This window comes from Pseudomonas sp. SJZ078 (genome assembly GCF_007828255.1).
Classification (GTDB): Bacteria; Pseudomonadota; Gammaproteobacteria; order Pseudomonadales; family Pseudomonadaceae; genus Aquipseudomonas.
This window is the reverse complement of the sequence record NZ_VIUG01000001.1, coordinates 352,773-371,137: the sequence shown is the minus strand read 5'-3', so window position 1 is coordinate 371,137 and position 18,365 is coordinate 352,773. Positions and strand designations below refer to the sequence as shown.

Here is an 18,365-nt window from a genome sequence, read left to right as displayed (position 1 = left end):
ACGTCACAGGTGCTGCTTGAGGAAGCTTACGAACTCAAGGACCAGTTGCGAGGGTTCTTCCTGGGTGGGAAGCAGCAAGGCAATTTCGTACCTGATGGCGGGCTTGAACGGTTTCAGGACCAGGTCGTGGGCGAAGGAATGGCTGATCACCGGGTCGACCATGCCGACGCCCATCCCGGAGCGGACCAGTTCGCACGCCGTCGCAAAAAACTCTGTCTCGGCCACCACATTCCAGAATGACCCGTACGCCGAAAACGCCATTGCCAGTTGCTGGTAGAGGGGATCGCCCTTGAACAGCGAAATGAACGGCTCCCCATCCAGGTCCGCCGGGGTTATCACGTCCAACGCTGCCAGTGGGTGATCGACAGGCATCATGCACTGGCATTCATAGGCAATCACCTCCATGCGGGACATTGGGTAGTCGAGGGGCAGCTCGGCAATGGCCAGGTCGAATTGCTGCGTCGTGATCAGCTCACGAACGGATTGGGAATTGCGGGTGATGATCTTCAATTCCAGGCCCGGGCGCTCCCTGGCGAATTCGGCCATCAGGCGTGGCAGCAGACTGATCGAGATGCTGGCATAGGCAGCGATTGCCAGGTGGCCGCGTTTACCCGTGCGGATTTCCTTGGCGATGCGCTGGGTCTTCTCCACGGCCTCTAACGCACGCTCCGTCTCGACGAAGAACAACCGCGCCTCGGGAGTGGGTTGCAGGCGGCCGCCTTTACGCACGAACAGCTTGAGGCCGGTTTCATGCTCAAGGTTGGCAATGGTGCTGCTGATCGCCGGCTGGGAAATATTCAGGAGTTCCGCAGCGCGGGTCATCGTGCCGTGAATCATCAAGGTTCTGAAACACTCGAGCTGACGGATTCGCATAGGGTTTACCTATAGATTCAACTTATACCAAGGCCACTTTATATTATTGGTTTGCGGTTTTCTCTTGTGTTTTCCTTGTTCGCAAGCCCATCAGCGCAGAGGAAACCGCGACATGAACACGATGACTTCGATGACCCCCGGTGAGCGGGTTCTATTGCCGGCCCGGCACGGTGTAGCGCTCCGGTTGAACCAGGGGCAGACCCTCAAGGTGATCAACACCCATGGCAAACAGGTCGTGGACACCTGGGCCTTCAACCCGGACGACCTGCGAGAAGCCATGTCGATGGAGCACAGCCGTCCTTTCTGGTTGAAACTCAACCCTCGTGAAGGGGACAGCCTGCTGACCAATAAGCGCCGCGGGATCCTGACGCTGATCGAGGACACGACGCCGGGCATCCATGACACCCTGGTCGCGGCCTGTGACCCGACCCGCTACGTTCAACTGGGCGTCGTCGGTCATCACGCCAGTTGCAACGAAAATCTCTTCCTGGCCCTGGAGGCCCTCGGCCTGGTGGCGCCTGACACGCCAAGTCCCTTGAACCTGTTCATGAACGTTCCGGTGCACGAAGATGGACGCATCGAGTTTGCCGAGCCTGTCAGCACACCAGGGCAATATGTCTGCCTCAAAGCGGAAATGGACGCTATTGTGGTCCTGTCCGCCTGCCCCCAGGACGTTACCGCCGTAAACGGCATGCGGCCCCAGGACGTGCATTACTGCGTCCTCTGACGCACCGCAGACCTGCCGGCAGCGGTGGCTTGCCGGCAGGACACCGAATACCTCGCAAGCACCCCGACGGGTGCCCGGAGAAAACCATGCGCAAAATACCCCCTCTGAATTCCGTGCGAGCGTTCGAGGCTGTCGCACGGCACCAGAGTTTTTCCGCCGCGGCGAACGAGCTCTCGGTGACGGTCGCGGCGGTCAGCCATCAAGTGCGCCAGTTGGAGGAAGGCCTGGGGCAAAAGCTCCTGGAAAGAGGTCGAATGGTGACCCTCACGCCCGCCGGGAAGGCGATCTATCCATTGCTGCGCGAGGGCTTCGACCAGATTGCCCAGGCGTTCACCTTGTTGGGCGGGACAAAGGAGGGCGATGCCATCCACGTATCCACCACGCGGGCATTCGCCGAACGCTGGCTTATGCCGCGGCTGGCGAAATTCAATGAGATCTATCCGAACATCGTGGTGTCCATCCACGCCTCGGAAAAAGTCGTGGATCTGCGTGCTGAAACCGTCGACCTGGCGATTCGTTATGGGCCGGTCGATGCCGATGTGCGCGGGCCGGTGCTGTTCGAAGACCGTTTCATCGCGGTCGCGGATGAGCACATTTGCCCGGTGGAGGGCAACGCAACGATCAACGATTTTCCGAATCGACCGCTGTTGGCGTTCAAATGGAAGAACCAGGCCCTCGAAGCCCCCTCGTGGTCAGCCTGGCTCGCTGGCGTCAAACGCGATGCCGCCGGGGATTTGCGCATTTCCTGGTACAGCGAGGAAACCCTGGCCTTGCATGCGCTGGAGCGAGGCCTGGGGCCCTTGTTGTGCAGCGATGTACTGATTGACGATGAGCTGCGTTCCGGGCGGATCCGGCGATTGGAAGGTCCGGCCTTGGCGGGGTTCACCTATCATCTGGTCGAGAGCGGCCATGGCCACCCACGGCGCAGCCTGGCGTTGTTCAGGGAGTGGCTCCTGGACGAGGCCAGGTCATTCAGAGGCAATGCCCTCAATGACCTGGCCGGAGATCAACGCTTGCTCACGACCTGAACCCATCCGCGAGCAGGGTCGATTCTATCGCCAGGCACGCACTGAGCAATGGGTCATCGCGACCTCGTGTCGCCGAGACCAGCACTGAGGTGGCAAGCCCGAGGCTGTCCCGGCCGGATGGGAGGGCAACGCCCGGCATGTCCAGCAGGCTGCCGATCATGGTGAGCGACAAGGTCTCCAGATTGACGGCCGCGAACAGCCCGTCGTCTTGTTCCAGGGGTGCCATGGGCGGAGCGACATGTTTGACCGTCGGCATCACCAGCAAAGCACCGTCGAGCTCATCCTCGATGGCCGCCATCAGCTCTTCCCGTGATTGTCGGATCCTGGCTTCCGTCGCCGAGTCGATGCCCTTGGCCGCACGCAGGCGCGCGCACACGCGTCTGTCCATCCGGGCGCCTTGCGCGCTTTCCACGATCGGGCCCAACAGGCGCCAGGCTTCTATCGCGCCCAACCAGCCCGAGCGGGCGATCAGTTCACGGGTACGGGCGACGGCGGCTACCGCTCGATACTCAACCTGGGCGCCGGCGGCGCGCAGCCGTGCCATCGTGGCGACAAGGTTCTGCCGCACCGCTGGCTGCAGCGCCGGGTCGGACAACACACCTTCGTCGACCACAAGGCGCAGGTCCGAAAGCCTCGCAGCCGGGCAGTCGCCGTCGTTGATCCCGCGCATCGCCCTGTCCAGCGCGGCGCAGTCGGCCACGCTGTGGGCGAAGGCGCCCAGGCTGTCGAGCGTGACGGCAAGAGGGTGCACGCCTTGTTGGCTGTAGCGGCCCGTCGAGGCCTTGTAGCCGACCAGACCATTGAACGCCGCCGGGACGCGAATCGAACCGGCGGTGTCGGTGCCTATGGCGCTGCTGACAATACCTCGCTGAACCGCGATGGCCGAGCCGGAAGAGGAACCGCCGGGCAGACGGACTTCATCGACCACGACGTTTGAGGTAGGCGTCCCGAAATGCGGGTTCAGGCCCAGGCCGGAATACGCGAACTCCGCGAGGTTGGTTTTTCCCAGCGGGATCATGCCCTGCGCGGTGAGGGTGGCGATGACTGCTGCATCCTCCACGGCGATTTCGGCGTCGACCCGGGTGATGGAGCCGGCGGTCGTCCGGCTGCCGGCAACGTCCAACAGGTCTTTGATCGCGTAGGGAATGCCGTCGAAGGCGCTCAGCGGAGTGCCTTGTTGCCAGCGCCGGGTCGATGCCCTGGCGGCGTCGAGGGCGCGTTGCTCCAGCAAGGCGATAAACACATGCTCCGTTTTTCTCGCCGCGACCAACGCGCAGGCGACCAACTCATCCGGTGTCGTCAGGCCCTGCTTCAATCGCTCGGCGGTTTGCAGCATCGTGATCATGTTTTCTTCCTTGTCGGTTAGGCGACGGTGCCGGACGCTCAAGCCACCGACACCTGGTGTTGTCTTTCCTCGATCATCTGCCGGACCAGCACCGGAACGGCGTCGAAGGCATTGGCGATGGAGGCTTCATGGCGCGCGTCGGCAAACTCCTGGTAGTCGATGGAAATCACATGGGTTTCATTCACGCCCAGGTAATGCGCGCAGGTCTGGATGTGCGTGTCCAGATGGTTCATGGTCTCGCGAACGCCGCCAGGCCCGAAGCCGAATTCGCCTCGGGACGACAGGATGACCAGTTTCTTGCCGCTCATGATCGGTTCCAGTGGGTAGTCGCCGCGCTCCAGGTCGAAGGTGAAGGTTTTGCCGATCCGGATCACCTTGTCAAACCAGGACTTGAGCGCGGCCGGCATGCCGTAGTTGTACATCGGCGTGCCGATGACGATGACGTCGGCGCGGTCGAGCTCATCGATCAACTCGTCCGAGAGGCGGATTTCCTCGCGTTTTTGCGGCGTCAGTTGCTCTTCGGGGGTAAAGACCGCGGCAATCCAGGCCTCGGTCACGAAGGGGGGTGGAATGCGGCCGACGTCACGGGTGATGACTTGGGTACTGGCATCGCGCTCACGCCAGGCCTCGACAAAGGCCTGGGACAGTTTACGGCTCAGTGAGCGGTCGGATCGTGCGCTGGCGTCAATATGAAGAAGGGTGGTCATGTCCTGTTTCCTGTTAAGCCTGAGGTGGAACTACCTCGGTGACGGAAACAAGTTGGCCACGGCGCTGAGCCGCCCGACTATTGATATTTACTTGAACCGCATCAAATAAAACTCAACAAGTGATTGTTCTTAGTCGCGCCGTTTTGAAAAGCCGCTATTTTCAAAGCGGAAATGGATAGATCACATTGCAGGTTTTAGGAAAACTCAACCCGACAAGTTTTCTAAAGGACGGTTTAGTTATCGTCAATTACTTAAACTTGCGGACCTCGCTTTAATGAACCCGGGCGATACAGGTGGTCGCCGTTCAGCGAGGAAAATAATAATGTCAACGCGTCGCGAATCTGCAAACAGTTTAATCAACGAGGCCAACTATGATGCACTTGGTATCGAGCCAGTGCCCGATAGCCAGCGTACCTCTACGCCCCTGGACCAGTTCTGGATCTGGGCGGGGGCGAACGTGGCGCCGATCAACTGGGTATTGGGTGCCATCGGTATCCAGCTAGGCCTGAGCCTGATTGAAACCCTGTTGGTCATCGTGATCGGCAATCTGTTGGGCGCCGCCTTGTTCGGCGGCATCTGCATCATGGGGCACCGCACGGGAGTCCCGCAGATGGTCCTGTCTCGGCTGGCGTTCGGCCGGCGCGGTGCCTACCTTCCCACCCTCATGCAGGTACTGATGCCGATGGGCTGGGTGGCGACCAACACCTGGATCGTGCTGGACCTGGCGGTGGCCGCCCTGGACAGGGTCGGCATCAACGGCGGCATGGAGCTCAAGTACGGCATCGCCCTGGTCGTCATGATCGCGCAGGTCGGGATTGCCGCCTGGGGTTTCAACGCCATCAAGTGCTTCGAGCGCTACACCATGCCGGTGATCCTGCTGATCATGGTGGTGATGACCGGCCTGGCCTTCACACACGTGGACATCCAGTGGCAGCGCTCGACCGTCGAAGGCATCGGCAAGCTTTCGGCCATGAGCAGCCTGATGACGGCGATCGGGATCGGCTGGGGCATTTCGTGGCTGGTTTACGCCTCGGACTACACCCGCTTCACCCAGAGCAGATTGTCCGATGGACAGGTGTTCCGCTCGACGTTCCTCGGCATGTTCCTGCCCACCGTCTGGCTGGCGTTCCTGGGCGCGGCAATTGCTTCTGCGGGTGCCGGTTCGGACCCCGCGCAACTGATCATTGCGGTCTTCGGCACCATGGCGTTGCCGGTTCTGCTGGTGCTGCTCCATGGGCCGGTGGCCACCAACATCGTGGTCATCTACTCGGCGGCGCTGGCCACCTTGTCCCTGGACCTGCGCGTCCCACGCTGGGTGGTTTCAACGGTCTCGGGCCTGGTGGCGCTGTTCATCCTCTATCTGTTCCTGCAATCCGGCGAGTTCGTGCACGCCTTTGAAAACCTGATGGTGTTTTTCGTGGTGTGGATCAGTCCCTGGGCGGGTATCACCCTGGTCGACTTCTTCCTGATTCGCCGGGGGCGGATCGATGTGAAATCGCTTTATTGCCATCACTTGGAAAGTACCTGCACTGACGTGAACTGGAGGGGTGTATTTGCACTGGCCGTGGGTGTGTTGGCGGCCTGGTTATTCCAGGTAGGCACCATCCAGTCGCTGCAAGGCCCTCTTGCGATGGCACTGGGTGGAATTGATTTGTCCTGGTTGGCGGGATTTTGCGTGGGCGGCGGTATTTATTACCTATTGCATCGCTCGCGTCCCAGCGAAGTTATTAACGGGCCAGTGATGGCTAAGTAAACGCTGTGCACGATTCAACATTAAAGAGGTTATTGCAAATGTCTCATCTTGAACAAACCAATGTGCTGGCTGCATTGAGCGGCGGCGCCGAGATCGATGCGTTCCTGGGCAACGTCGTGGAGATCGCAATCGTGACCCGGGACCATAAACGCACCATGGACGGCTTGCTCAAGCTGGGGATCGGCCCATGGCGGGTATACACCTTCAGCCCGGAGAACACCCGGAACCAGACGTACCACGGTGAACCGGCCGACTTTGTGCTGAAGGTCTGCTTCGCCCAGTCCGGAAACATGGTCTGGGAGCTGATGGAGCCGGTGTCGGGGCCGACGATTTTCGCCGACTTCCTGGAGGCCCATGGCGAGGGGATCCAGCACGTTGCCTACGACTGCAACAACATCCCGTTCGAGGAGCGCATCGCTGAATTGCAGCGCCGCGGTTTCAAATGCGTGCAGTCCGGTTCGTGGATGGGCGTGAATCATTTCGCGTTCTTCGGCACCGAGGCCGACACCACTACGGTCTTCGAAACCTACGCCTTTCCTGCCGACTGGGACTATCCGGAGCCGGAGTCCTGGTATCCGCCGCGGGCATAAGCCCACTCGGCATCACTGGGTTTCGCCTGGGCGTCAGCAGCGCCTGGGCGTGACCGCTTTGCAACGACACAGGAGTAAAACCATGAACCCTGTCCGGATGGATAACATCAGTTGGGTGGACTATGAGCACCGGGTGCAGTCAGGTGCGGTGGTCTTGCTGCCCATCGGCGCCACGGAGCAGCACGGCCCCCATCTGCCCTTGGGGACCGACGCCTTGCTCGCCAGTGCAATCAGTGAAGACGTGGCTCGGAAGATCGACGGCGTGGTCGCCCCGGCCTTGTCCTACGGCTATAAATCCCAGCCCAAGTGTGGCGGCGGGCAGCACTTCTGCGGCACCACCAGCGTGGATGGCGCGACGCTGATCGCCATGGTCCGCGATGCTGTGCGTGAGTTTCATCGCCATGGTGTAAAGCGCCTGGTCCTGGTGATCGGTCACTACGAAAACCAATGGTTCGTGACCGAAGGCATCGAGCTGGCGATGCGCGATATCGGGCCCGCGGCCGGACTGGAGGTCATGCGCCTGGAACACTGGGAGTTCGTCAAAGCACAGACCCTCGACACGATCTTTGCGAACGGTTTTCCGGGCATCGCACTGGAGCACGCAGCGGTCATCGAGACGTCGATGATGCTGCATTACCACCCGCAACTGGTGTGCCTGGACCAGATCCCTGACCACGGACCGGCTGAGTTCCCGGTCTACGACATGTACCCGACCCGAACCGAATGGGTGCCGGCCAGCGGCGTGCTGTCCTCCGCATTGGGGTCGAGCGCAGAGAAGGGACGGTTGCTGGTGGCGGATGTCGTCAGCGGTATCGTCCAGGCGGTGCGGTCGGAGTTCAGGCTCGCCGGGGCCGAGTCGCAGGTTTCAAACGGCTGAACCGGGCTCTTGTGCAGGGTTGCCGGAGGCGAACATCGGCAGCCGTTGCAACATCCAGTTCAGTAACTCCTGGGCAGGGGCCGCCAGCGGGCGTCCGGACTTCACCAGCAGTTTCGCCTCGACCCCCAGGAACAGTGGATGGTCGACGGCCACCGCCGCGAGGCTGCCTTGGGCAATTTCCCGATAGGCCGCCACTTCGCCCAACAGCGAGGCAAACTCGCCGCTCGCGACCAGGCGCTTGAGAGCGGCCAAGGAGTTGCTGACCAGCGCCGGACGGATTTCGATCTTCTCGGCGTACTCGAGCATCTTCAGCGCGTGACCGATACCGAAGGTCGGCGGCGTCAGCACCAGTTGGCAGTCGAGCAAGTCGGCGACGGTTGCCATTGTCCCTTGCAAGGCCAACGGATGGTCCGGGCGAACCAGCAGCATGACGGGCTGCCGGGACGTCGCGCGGTAATCGATGTGAGTGTGGGGAGGCGGGTTGTAGGCCAGGCCGATGTGCGCGCGATTTTCCGCGATTTCGTTCAGGACGTCGTCCACGGGCAGTATGTCCAGCCTGACATCGAGCTTGGGGTACTGTTTGCAGAACGGCGCGAGCACGTGGTCCACCAGGGTATCGACGTAGCCTTCGCTGATGACGACTCGCACGTGTCCCTGTTGCAGCCCCTTGATGGCCTGGAGCTGGTCTTCGAGCTTCTCCTGATGTGATCGATAGCCGCGCCAGAACTCCAGCAGGTGCGCGGCAGCTTCGGTGGGCTGGACGCCACGGGCCTGGCGTTCGAACAACCGGGTACCCAATTCCTCTTCCAGCAACTTGATCTGGCGGGTAATCACCGAGGGGGAGGTGTTGATGCTGTCCGCCGCGCCACGGATCGAGCCGTGGGTCAGCACCTCATGAAAATACCGCAGGCGTTGCTGGTTGATCTCGCGCATGACTGGTGTCCTTCCGATTCTGCGTTGCTCATAGGGCAACGGTACACCAACATAGTTGCTCTTGCTGTGATTTGGTGGTGGGCGCAACATCTGACCTGCAATGCGTTGCAATCGGGTCTTGAATGCAGCGCAGGTGAACAGGCGCCTTTACTGAACCTCGCACCCATCGTGTTCCGCAAGGAACCTTTCCAAAGAGAGAACGCAGATGCTTTTACATCTATCGACCTGGGCCGAAATCGAAACATTCCTCCAGCGCAGCCGTACCGTGGTCATCCCGATCGGTTCCAACGAGCAGCACGGGCCTACCGGATTGCTGGGGACGGACTGGATGTGCCCCGAAATCATCGCCCACCAGGCGCAGCAGGCCGCGGACATTCTGATTGCCCCGACCTTCAACATCGGCATGGCGCAACATCATCTTGGATTCCCGGGAACAATCTCGCTCAGACCTTCGACTTTCATCGCCGCCATCGGCGACTGGGTGCGCTCGCTGGCTGCCCATGGGTTTGAAAAGATGCTGTTTCTCAATGGCCATGGCGGCAATATCGCCTCGATTGAAGCGGCGTTCTCGGAACTGTACGCCGAGGCGAGTTTCGTCCGTCGCCCTGCGGGTTTCGCCTTGAAGCTGTGCAACTGGTGGGATCTGGAAGGGGTCAATGAGCTGGCGCGGGAGCAGTTCCCCACCGGTCACGGTGTTCATGCAACGCCTTCGGAAATCGCCGTGACCCAGTGGGCCTATCCCCACGCCATCAAATCCGCAGATTACTCGCCATAGATCGCCAACTGGGGCCCGATCCGGGAGGCAGCCGATTTCCGCGCCCGGCATCCGGATGGCCGCATGGGATCGGACCCGGCGCAAGCCTCTGCGGAAAAAGGCCGGCAGTTGGTGATGCTGGCCGCGCAAGGTCTGTTGCAGGAGGTGCAGGCCTTTAGCCGTGAGTCCATGGCGGGTTGAACCGCAGCGCTGCCATTGCACACGCCTGGGTATCCCGGGCGTTGGCGTTTCATCCCGTAAGAACGGCAATCAATCAGGTACGCCACGATGTGGAAAATCGAAAAAAATTCCAAGCGATGATTGACCAAGGAGAATGATCGTTCTACATTGGGCTCATGTAGAAGAACGAAAATATGGCCCTGGCGCATATTAGTCTGCGTGGTTGCTCGTACCCGTTCGCGTAAGCTGGCTTGTTGAGATGTTGATATGAATCGCGATTATCGTGACGTGTTGATGTTGCGATGATGATCGCTGAAAGAAAGTTGTGCCGTTTTGCTGAGTTTCGAAAACGTTATATAAACCGATACATCCAATTGTCCTGGAGGCACTACCATGTTCGATGCACAAACTCGTCCGCCCCTTCCTCCGTTCACTCGTGAAACGGCGATTGAGAAAGTCCGACTCGCTGAAGATGGCTGGAATAGCCGCGATCCCGAAAAAGTATCGCTTGCCTATACGTTGGACACCCAATGGCGTAACCGAGCGGAATTTGCTACCAATCGTGAAGAGGCCAAAGGTTTTCTTACTCGCAAATGGAGAAAAGAGCTTGATTATCGCCTGATCAAAGAGCTCTGGGCCTTTACCGACAACCGCATCGCTGTACGTTACGCATACGAGTGGCATGATGATTCAGGTAACTGGTTCCGCTCTTACGGTAACGAAAACTGGGAGTTCGAAGCGGATGGCTTGATGCACCGTCGCTTCGCCTGCGTGAACGACATGCCCATCAAGGAGAGCGAGCGCAAGTTCCATTGGCCGCTGGGACGTCGCCCGGATGACCACCCAAGCCTGTCTGACCTCGGTCTGTAAATATCTCAACCGACCTGAACCTTTCGTTGAAAAGGCTCAGGTCTTTTTTTGAGCCTGGCGCTATAAATAGTTTCTTTATCAAAAGTCCTCCTGACTCGTAACCGCACGCAATCCCTCCAAAGTATATCCTCCAACTCTTGGCCGGTCTTATCCGGCTCTTCCGCCTGCCAACGGTCTTCATTGCCTGCTTCGCGAAAGGTCTAGCGGTCGCAGCTTTTCCAGCCATGAGTCTATCACTGAAGTTCCCTAACAATATTTGCTTCACCAGATCCACGCATGAGGCTGCAAATCGTAGCTCCGTTTGTCTCAGGCGGGAACTTGCGGTGAGCTGGATTTTCGCAGCCAGCCGTTGGCGATTCTTGGTTTTGGATACGGCCTGAGTAAATGCACTTCCGTGCAATTACTGCCGGAGTAGAGGCGGAAAGCGCGCTGCAGGGGCGCAAGTAGAGAAGGGTTATTCTTTCAAAAGGTCAGGGGACGGCAGGTGTTTGAGCCCCCCGTCCCTGGCGCCAACGATCGAGCGCCAGATGTAATAAAGGGTTGGGGTGTAGCCCGGTTGCCGTCAGACGCCCGGGCTGACTTACATCAGAAAGGCTTGGTAGGCAGATACTTGCCGTCCAGGGTGATCACAGCGCGATGGCCACCCTCCGGATCTTCGACTTTCTTGATGTCCAGCTTGAAGTTGATGGCACTGATGATGCCGTCGCCGAACTTTTCGTGAACCAGCGCTTTGAGGGTGGTGCCGTATACCGACATCATCTCGTAGAAACGGTAGATGGTCGGGTCGGACGGTACGCCATCAAAAAAACTGCCGCGAACTGGCATCGATTGCAGCAAAGCGACTTGATCAGCATCGAGGTCGAGTTTCTTGCCCACGACATGGGCGGCGCTGGAAGGCAGTGGATGCTGGCCGAGCAGGGCAGCAGTGACGAAGGCTTCGGACAGGCCGGTGCCGTCAACGATCTCGGCGAAGGACAGGTCCTTGCGAGCCTTGGCCAAAATGATGGTTTCGGTCAGTTCTTGGCGAGCGGTGCGAGTGGCTTGAGTCTGGATCATGGCGAATCTCCTAAGTTGGTAAGGGTTGCAGGTACAGGTTTCAGGCGATGTGCCTGGCTTGCTGGAAAACGGCGTGGATTTCGGGGTTCTCTGCGAGGGACACGAAGGTCCCGGTACTGCCATCGAAGGCGTCGATACGCCCGCTCTCGATGTCATAGATCCAACCATGCAGGGTGATGCGGCCTTCTTCGAGCGCTAGGCGAACGGATGGGTGTGTCTGGAGGTTGGCCAGTTGCGCGATGACGTTTTCGCGGACCATGGACGTAACTTTGCTCGGCAGATCCGGGTGTTTGCGGGCTTCGTTAACCACCTTGGCCGAGTCGGCGTAACGGAGCCATCCGGCAACGGCTGGCATGTGATCCAGGCACTTGCATGTTGCTATGGCGGTCATCGCGCCGCAGTCGGAGTGGCCGCAGATGACGATGTCTGCGACCTGGAGTGCGGCGACCGCGTATTCGACAGAGGCCGAAACGCCGCCTGGCTCCGGGCCATACGACGGTACGATGTTGCCGGCGTTGCGGATGACAAACAGATCGCCTGGCTCGCGCTGGGTGACCAGTTCAGGCACCAGTCGGCTATCTGAGCAAGAGATGAACAATGCTCTTGGGCTCTGCTGATTAGCCAAGTCCTTGAACAGTTTGATCCGCTCAGGGAACGCGTCTTTCTGGAATTTCAGAAAACCGTCGATGATTGCTTTCATGGTTGCTGTCTCGATGTCCGGGTGTGAGACAAAGATTAAGCAACGCGTTACATAAGATAAAAGTCTGATTTATTATGCTATTGATCGGATTATCTTATGAGTGAAATCATGCCTGCTCGCCACATCCAATACTTCCTTGCGGTTGCGGAACATCTCAGCTTCACGAAGGCCGCAGCGGCACTGCACGTGTCTCAGCCAGCCCTTTCGCAACAGGTGAAACAGTTGGAAGAAAGTCTTGGAGCCCAGCTGTTCGACCGTTCAGGACGCACAACTCGCTTGACTGACGCGGGAGACGTCTATCTTTTGTATGCACGCCGTGCTTATCAGGAATTGCGAGATGCTAAAAGCGCCATCCACGATGTGAGCGACCTCACCCGTGGCTCATTGCGCCTAGCCGTGACGCCGACGTTCACGACTTATCTGGTAGGGCCCGTGATCGAAGCATTTCACTCTCGGTATCCCAAGATCACTCTCAACCTGAAGGAGATTTCCCAAGAGCGCATTGAGGAGTTGCTTTTGGCTGGGGAATTGGACGCGGGGATCGCGTTCGATGAAATAAATACACCGAATATTGATGCCATCCCTTTGCTGAACGAAACCCTCGCTTTAGTGGTGAGTCGCAGTCACCGCTTGGCCGAGGAGCGGTCCATTGGATTGCAAGGTCTGAATGCCGAATCCCTGATTTTGCTCAGCCCGGAGTTTGCAACCCGCGAACAAATCGATCGCTACTGCCGCAAACACGCGATTCGCCCTCAGGTGCAAATGGAGGCCAATGCCCTCGGTGCAGTGATCGAAATCGTTCGTAGGACGCATCTATCAACTTTATTGCCGGCCAAAATTGCGTTGGCCCATGACGATCTGGTGGCCATCGCACTGGAGCCTGAGCGCTTGCAGCGCACCGCCGTCCTTTTGCGGCGCAAAGATGCCTTTCAGAGCGCAGCGATGCGAGTTTTCATCGAGGTGGCTAAAGAGGTATCCATTCAACTAAACGTGTAATACATCCATCCAAGGACAAGCGATTTTCCCTGCGTTTTACTTCAGCCCCTTCAAACGGATATTCGCCCTCTGCACCGCAGCCATTTTTTCAGGCCGCTTCATGCGTTTCCACTTTCTGATGTCCTCTTTGCTCCGTCCACAACTGACACACAAATCACCCTTCAGTTGGCATAACGCGATACAGGGATTTTCGATTTCCTTGGCCATCCTCAATCACCCTTGGCCAGACGCTTTTTCCAATCGCCACCATGACCGCGCTGGCATTCTTGCTCAGAGTCAAGGCGGACGTTGCGATCCGACAAGCTCAGATCGATGCCGGCTTCTTTCAGCGCGATGGCCGTCAGCTCGAGGATGCGAGCCTTGGCATCAACCTGGGCTTGCTGTCTGTCAGCGAGGGTTTCGAACACCCAGGTCACCTTCAGGGTTTTAGCCAACGCATTCAAGTCAGCAGTGTGGGTGAGCCAGGTGAAACCTTGGATTTCACCTTTTGCTGTTTCGCACGCTTCGGTCAGCGTGGTAATCAACCGGCGTTCGATCCGCGCCAGTTCACGTTGCCCTGGAGGCATCGCAAGTTCCTTTGGAATTGATGGAAGGGGAGACCTCAGGCCGGTCGAAACTCGACCGTCAGATGGCTGACTTCGTGCACCGGCTTGAGACGTTCACGAATGCTGTCGGTATTATGCCCATGACCGGGTCCAGCCACACCCAACCCAGATAGCAACCGGCGAGCGGCACGGCATTGGCGAACATGGCGGTGGTGAAGTATCAGCTGGGTAAACTCAGTCGGGCGAAAAGCCTGATCCACGTATCTCGCCATTGCGTGCGCTGATTCTGCAGCAGGTCGCCATGGGGTTTCGCACGCGGCAGTACCGGCGTTGGGTAGAGAAGGGTTCGATGTGAGTCGGTACCTGTTCAACTCGGAGAGCGATGGGAGGTAACCCACTTTTTCAACTCTCTACCGTTGGTGGAATGTCTACTTCTGGGCCGAAAGCAATCGTTCATCATCACTTGATTTCGTAGCGTGCCGTGTCGCGTTCTACGGCTAGCTACCTGTCTAACCCACTCGAGCAGCAATAACTTTGTTCCGCCTTAGCCTTTTCGTATGATGAGCGAACACGATATTTGGAATGCTTTCAGTGAAGTCGCCACCTAAAATTGGATTATCCAGCCCGGCTCCTGCAGGTGACGTCAAACCAGATTTCAGTGGTGCTGTAGCCCAGCTTTCGTGGGACGATTTACGCATCATTAAAACGCTCAGCGAATGCGCCAATCGCACTGACGCTGCCAAGAAGCTGGGGATCAACGTTTCTACCGTTTCGCGCCGAGTGACCCAGGTTGAAAAAATACTCGGAGTGGCATTGTTCGATCACCGCCGCTCGGGATATATGCTCACTACTGAGGGGGCGGAATTACGAGCGCTCGCCGAGCGAGTCGAGCTGGATATCGTCAGCGTTGCACGGCGTGTTTCACGGGCGGGTCAAGGGCCACTCGGAAAACTCCGGATCACCACCAGTGATTCGCTACTGCTGTACTTCCTCACGCCCATCATCGCGCAGTTCAAGGCACTGAATGAAGGGATAGCGATTGAGGTACTGGTAGTCAATCAGACATTGAGTCTGGCCCGAGATGAATCGGATATCGCGGTGAGGGCGACCAACAAGCCATCAGAAAGTCTGGTAGGACGAAAGCTCGCGACAATTGCTTGGGCGCCATACGGCAGTGATAAAAACGCGCCGACCTCAACACCTTTTGCAGAAGGCCAGACGTGGGTGTCCTATTCGGCAGCCTTATGCGGCCTCAAGGCAACGAGCTACGTCGATAGCAGGGTTGCCCCTGATTGTATTTCCTACCGAACCGATTCCGTCGCCGCAGCGAGCGCTGCCATTGTGGCGGGTCTTGGTTTTGGATTCCTTCCCTGCATGCTGGGTGACATCACGCCCGGGTTGGTGCGCGTCGGCCCGGTTGTGCCTGAACTTCAGGACGGGCTTTGGCTGCTGACTCATCAGGACATTCGAAAGTCATGGCGAGTCAAGGCGTTCATGACGTTTTGCGCAGCGGCGGTTGCCGAACTCAAGCCCTTGGTCGAAGGCCAGCGAGCTCTCCCGGTTTCGTAGACGAAACCGGGAGCACGTCTTAGCGGGTGCCGGAGCCGATGACCGCCTTGCAGACAATTTCGATCAACTGCGAACGCTGTGCGAGCCTCGATACGCCGATGATGTTGCTCGCGCACTGGGGCCGCTCAGTGCCAAAGGCAGCCTTGCGAACATTGCCTACCACAGCAAATGCTGCGTCCATGTCCAGCACATAAAGCGTTTCTTCAACGACGTCTTCAAGGGTCGCGCCATACAGGGCGAGCAACTTGGAGATGTTGTCGTAGGAGGCGCGCATTTGTTCCCCCATTGAAGAGAAATCACTGGGCTTGCCTTCGCTATTCAGCGGTGCGGGAGCGATCAGGTTGCCATCTTCATCGTGGTTGAATTGGCCAGATATATAGATTTCGTTGCCTATCTGCCTGGCCTGGGGATAGCCGTAGCTTTCCTCCCATGCCACACCCCAGTAAGCGGTTTTCTTTCCGAACGGTTGCGAAGCTGCCATTGCATTCTCCAGACGTAGAGCAGACTGCCCGCACGGCGGCAGTCCGGGTTGTGGGAAGGCGAAGACTAGCATTGCAGATGCTTTTTCAATGGCGCATTAATGCGCCGCTATAGACGTATTAATGCGCCCCCTGAAGTTGTGAGTGATCACTACCTTGAACCCAAGTTCGGCGCCGCCCATTGGCGAACGACCTTCCGCGAACGCTCTTACTGCGGCCACTGCTCAAGCAGGATCGAGACAAACTTCTCGGCGGCGGGGGATAGGGACGCGCCTCGTCGATAGACCAGCCCCAGTGATCGGTTGACCACCGGTTCGATCAGCGGCACGCTGACCAGTGTTGGATGGTCCCCGGCGGGCATCGCCAGGCTGGGCATTGCCGATACCCCGAGGCCTGCCTCCACCAGCCCCAGTGACGTAGACAGGTGCTGGACCTCGTAAAACCATTGCGGACGCCAGCTCAGTCCCGACAGGGCATGATCAAGCAGCATGCGATTGCCACTCAGACGACCCACCCCGATCAGGCGATAGTCGCTGAGTTCCGACCAGGTGACGGCGCTGCGTCCAGCCAATTCATGATCGCGGCGGCAAGCCAGGACAAAGGGTTCGTTGACCAGGGGCACGAATTCGATGTCCGGATGCTGGCCGCTCATCATGTTGATGCCAAAGTCGGCTTCGCCGCGCAGCACCGCTTCGAGTCCCTCGTTGGCGCTGAGGTCGAGCAGGCGGATGCGGATTTTCGGATAGCGCTCGTTGTACAAGCGGATTACCGACGGTAGGAAATAGAACGCGGCGGTGGGAATGCAAGCCAGGGTCACCCGGCCGATCTGCCGTTCCGCCAGTTCGCGAATGTTAAGGATCGAATCGTCGAAGTCGTCCAGCAGGCGCCGCGCCTTGGGCAGAAAGTCGCGTCCGACGCTGGTCAGGCTGACCTTGCGCGTCGTGCGATCGAGCAAGGCAGTGCCCAACCCTTCCTCCAGTTTCTTCATGCGCCGGCTCAGGGCCGGCTGAGACAGGTGAAGCGCATCGGCAGCCTCGTGGAAACTGCCAAGTTCGGCGATTTTGACGAAAGATCGTATGTCCTGTAGCTCATATTCCATGCCGGATCCCCATAAGCAACGCGATACATCGTGGTAGTCATCCTACGGGGATTGATTCGCTAAACGCAATAAAGTCTCCGATCTTTGCATTGGAAACACTTTTCAAAGCCTGCCACTCTTGTCTCCAGAACATCAATTATCCAGATTGATTAACAAGAGTTAGTGTTCATGCAACGAATTCCTTGTGTGCTCATGCGCGGCGGTACCTCCAAAGGCCCAGTGTTTCTCGCTTGGGACCTGCCGGCCGCCATCGTGGAACGTGACGAGCTGTTGCTCGATCTGATGGGATCTGGCCACGAGCTGGAGATCGACGGTATCGGCGGCGGCAGCCCGCAAACCAGCAAAGTGGCAATCGTCAGCCCATCGTTGCACCCCGAGGCGGATGTCGATTACCTGTTCGTCCAGGTCATGGTCTCCCAACGTCGGGTCGACACTGCGCCCAATTGCGGCAATATGCTTTGCGCCGTCGGCCCGTTCGCCATCGAACAGGGGCTGGTCAAGGCGACCGGTGACCGTACCCCGGTGCGCATTCGCAACCTCAATACCGGCACCTTCGTCGTGTCCGAGGTGCAAACCCCGGGGGGCAAGGTCAGCTATGAGGGAGACACTGCCATCGATGGCGTTCCGGGCACTGCCGCGCCGGTGGAACTGACGTTCCTGGATGCGGCGGGCAGCAAGACGGGCAAACTCTTCCCCACCGGGCAATCGCAGGACGTCATCGACGGCATTGTGGTGACCTGCATCGACATGGCCATGCCCATGGTCATCGTCGAAGCGAGTCAGTTCGGCAAGCGCGGCGACGAAAGCCCCGCCGAGCTGGATGCCGATAAAGCCTTTCTGCAACGCCTGGAGTCCCTGCGGCTCAAAGCCGGGCTGGCCATGGGCCTGGGCGATGTCAGCGACAAGGTGATTCCCAAGCCGGTGCTGGTGTCGCCGGCAAAGTCTGGCGGAACGCTCCAGGTGCGCTACTTCATGCCGCACAACTGCCATCGGGCGCTGGCGATTACCGGCTCCATCGGGCTTGCTACCGCGTGTGTGACCGCAGGCAGTGTGGCCGCCGGATTGATCGGCGGCGTCAGCGAGCCCCGTTTGCAGCGGGTCCGCATCGAGCATCCGAGCGGCGGTATCGACGTTGTTTTGTCCTATGCCGGGGAAAAGGGTGAGACCATCCGCGCCTCGGTGGTGCGGACCGCGCGCCGACTGTTTTCGGGTTTCGTCTACGCCAAGGGTTCCCAGCGACTGGCCGGTTAGCCAGGCTGTCGTTGTCGTTAGCATCAGAACAAT

19 protein-coding genes and 2 pseudogenes are annotated in these 18,365 nt (G+C 58.8%); 11 read left to right on the top strand and 10 right to left on the bottom strand.

Annotated features, from left to right (window positions below):
• Positions 1 to 3 precede the first annotated feature (3 nt).
• Positions 4 to 873, bottom strand: a complete 870-nt coding sequence (locus FBY02_RS01605; RefSeq protein ID WP_144922482.1) for a LysR substrate-binding domain-containing protein — start codon at positions 871 to 873, stop codon at positions 4 to 6.
• Between the two features lie 112 nt (positions 874 to 985).
• Between FBY02_RS01605 and FBY02_RS01600 the strand changes: the two genes are divergently transcribed.
• Both FBY02_RS01600 and FBY02_RS01595 read left to right on the top strand, forming a co-directional pair.
• Positions 986 to 1,600 (top strand): DUF1989 domain-containing protein, encoded by a 615-nt coding sequence (locus FBY02_RS01600; protein WP_144922478.1) that lies wholly within the window; start codon positions 986 to 988, stop codon positions 1,598 to 1,600.
• Positions 1,601 to 1,686: 86 nt separating this feature from the next.
• Complete coding sequence (locus tag FBY02_RS01595; protein ID WP_144922475.1) at positions 1,687 to 2,628, top strand: LysR substrate-binding domain-containing protein; 942 nt, start codon at positions 1,687 to 1,689, stop codon at positions 2,626 to 2,628.
• On the opposite strand, the gene FBY02_RS01590 is transcribed toward FBY02_RS01595, so the two are convergent.
• Positions 2,618 to 3,973, bottom strand: coding sequence for an amidase family protein (locus tag FBY02_RS01590; protein WP_144922472.1), 1,356 nt, complete (start codon positions 3,971 to 3,973; stop codon positions 2,618 to 2,620). The genes FBY02_RS01595 and FBY02_RS01590 overlap by 11 nt on opposite strands.
• Before the next feature lie 38 nt (positions 3,974 to 4,011).
• Positions 4,012 to 4,680: an FMN-dependent NADH-azoreductase gene (locus tag FBY02_RS01585; RefSeq protein WP_144922469.1), complete on the bottom strand. Its 669-nt coding sequence runs from the start codon at positions 4,678 to 4,680 to the stop codon at positions 4,012 to 4,014.
• Positions 4,681 to 5,002: 322 nt separating this feature from the next.
• On the opposite strand from FBY02_RS01585, the gene FBY02_RS01580 reads away from it, so the two are divergent.
• The 3 genes from FBY02_RS01580 (at position 5,003) to FBY02_RS01570 (ending at position 7,900) form a co-directional block, all read left to right on the top strand.
• On the top strand, positions 5,003 to 6,433 hold the full coding sequence (locus tag FBY02_RS01580) for a cytosine permease (protein ID WP_144922466.1): 1,431 nt from the start codon (positions 5,003 to 5,005) through the stop codon (positions 6,431 to 6,433).
• A 38-nt stretch (positions 6,434 to 6,471) separates the two neighbouring features.
• Positions 6,472 to 7,023, top strand: a complete 552-nt coding sequence (locus tag FBY02_RS01575) for a VOC family protein (protein ID WP_144922463.1) — start codon at positions 6,472 to 6,474, stop codon at positions 7,021 to 7,023.
• A gap of 82 nt (positions 7,024 to 7,105) precedes the next feature.
• A complete protein-coding gene (locus FBY02_RS01570) occupies positions 7,106 to 7,900 on the top strand; it encodes a creatininase (protein WP_144922460.1) in 795 nt (264 codons plus the stop codon).
• Here the strand turns inward: FBY02_RS01570 and FBY02_RS01565 are convergent.
• A complete protein-coding gene (locus tag FBY02_RS01565) occupies positions 7,889 to 8,833 on the bottom strand; it encodes a LysR family transcriptional regulator (protein WP_144922457.1) in 945 nt (314 codons plus the stop codon). The genes FBY02_RS01570 and FBY02_RS01565 overlap by 12 nt on opposite strands.
• A gap of 205 nt (positions 8,834 to 9,038) precedes the next feature.
• Here FBY02_RS01565 and FBY02_RS01560 point away from each other — a divergent pair.
• A pseudogene (locus FBY02_RS01560) lies at positions 9,039 to 9,788 on the top strand (creatininase family protein).
• 372 nt (positions 9,789 to 10,160) lie between these two features.
• Entirely contained in the window at positions 10,161 to 10,637 is a 477-nt protein-coding gene (locus tag FBY02_RS01555) for a nuclear transport factor 2 family protein (protein ID WP_144922454.1), read from the top strand.
• Positions 10,638 to 11,222: 585 nt separating this feature from the next.
• Here the strand turns inward: FBY02_RS01555 and cynS are convergent.
• Positions 11,223 to 11,693, bottom strand: a complete 471-nt coding sequence (cynS, locus tag FBY02_RS01550; RefSeq protein ID WP_024777263.1) for a cyanase — start codon at positions 11,691 to 11,693, stop codon at positions 11,223 to 11,225.
• 40 nt (positions 11,694 to 11,733) lie between these two features.
• On the bottom strand, positions 11,734 to 12,393 hold the full coding sequence (locus FBY02_RS01545) for a carbonic anhydrase (protein WP_144922451.1): 660 nt from the start codon (positions 12,391 to 12,393) through the stop codon (positions 11,734 to 11,736).
• Between the two features lie 108 nt (positions 12,394 to 12,501).
• On the opposite strand from FBY02_RS01545, the gene cynR reads away from it, so the two are divergent.
• Positions 12,502 to 13,389, top strand: a complete 888-nt coding sequence (cynR, locus tag FBY02_RS01540) for a transcriptional regulator CynR (protein WP_144922626.1) — start codon at positions 12,502 to 12,504, stop codon at positions 13,387 to 13,389.
• A 36-nt stretch (positions 13,390 to 13,425) separates the two neighbouring features.
• On the opposite strand, the gene FBY02_RS01535 is transcribed toward cynR, so the two are convergent.
• Positions 13,426 to 13,596, bottom strand: a complete 171-nt coding sequence (locus FBY02_RS01535) for a DUF1289 domain-containing protein (RefSeq protein WP_144922449.1) — start codon at positions 13,594 to 13,596, stop codon at positions 13,426 to 13,428.
• Positions 13,597 to 13,598: 2 nt separating this feature from the next.
• Entirely contained in the window at positions 13,599 to 13,955 is a 357-nt protein-coding gene (locus FBY02_RS01530) for a hypothetical protein (protein WP_144922446.1), read from the bottom strand.
• Positions 13,956 to 14,125: 170 nt separating this feature from the next.
• Between FBY02_RS01530 and FBY02_RS28265 the strand changes: the two are divergent.
• Together FBY02_RS28265 and FBY02_RS01520 are read left to right on the top strand one after the other, a co-directional pair.
• Positions 14,126 to 14,289 (top strand): annotated as a pseudogene (locus FBY02_RS28265) (2,4-dienoyl-CoA reductase); the annotation flags it as partial.
• A 227-nt stretch (positions 14,290 to 14,516) separates the two neighbouring features.
• Positions 14,517 to 15,503 (top strand): LysR family transcriptional regulator, encoded by a 987-nt coding sequence (locus FBY02_RS01520; RefSeq protein WP_144922443.1) that lies wholly within the window; start codon positions 14,517 to 14,519, stop codon positions 15,501 to 15,503.
• A gap of 19 nt (positions 15,504 to 15,522) precedes the next feature.
• Here the strand turns inward: FBY02_RS01520 and FBY02_RS01515 are convergent, their stop codons facing one another.
• Together FBY02_RS01515 and FBY02_RS01510 are read right to left on the bottom strand one after the other, a co-directional pair.
• Positions 15,523 to 15,984, bottom strand: a complete 462-nt coding sequence (locus FBY02_RS01515; protein WP_144922440.1) for a RidA family protein — start codon at positions 15,982 to 15,984, stop codon at positions 15,523 to 15,525.
• Positions 15,985 to 16,190: 206 nt separating this feature from the next.
• On the bottom strand, positions 16,191 to 17,081 hold the full coding sequence (locus FBY02_RS01510; RefSeq protein WP_024777250.1) for a LysR family transcriptional regulator: 891 nt from the start codon (positions 17,079 to 17,081) through the stop codon (positions 16,191 to 16,193).
• A 168-nt stretch (positions 17,082 to 17,249) separates the two neighbouring features.
• Between FBY02_RS01510 and FBY02_RS01505 the strand changes: the two genes are divergently transcribed.
• Positions 17,250 to 18,332: a 4-oxalomesaconate tautomerase gene (locus tag FBY02_RS01505; protein ID WP_144922436.1), complete on the top strand. Its 1,083-nt coding sequence runs from the start codon at positions 17,250 to 17,252 to the stop codon at positions 18,330 to 18,332.
• Positions 18,333 to 18,365: the final 33 nt, after the last annotated feature.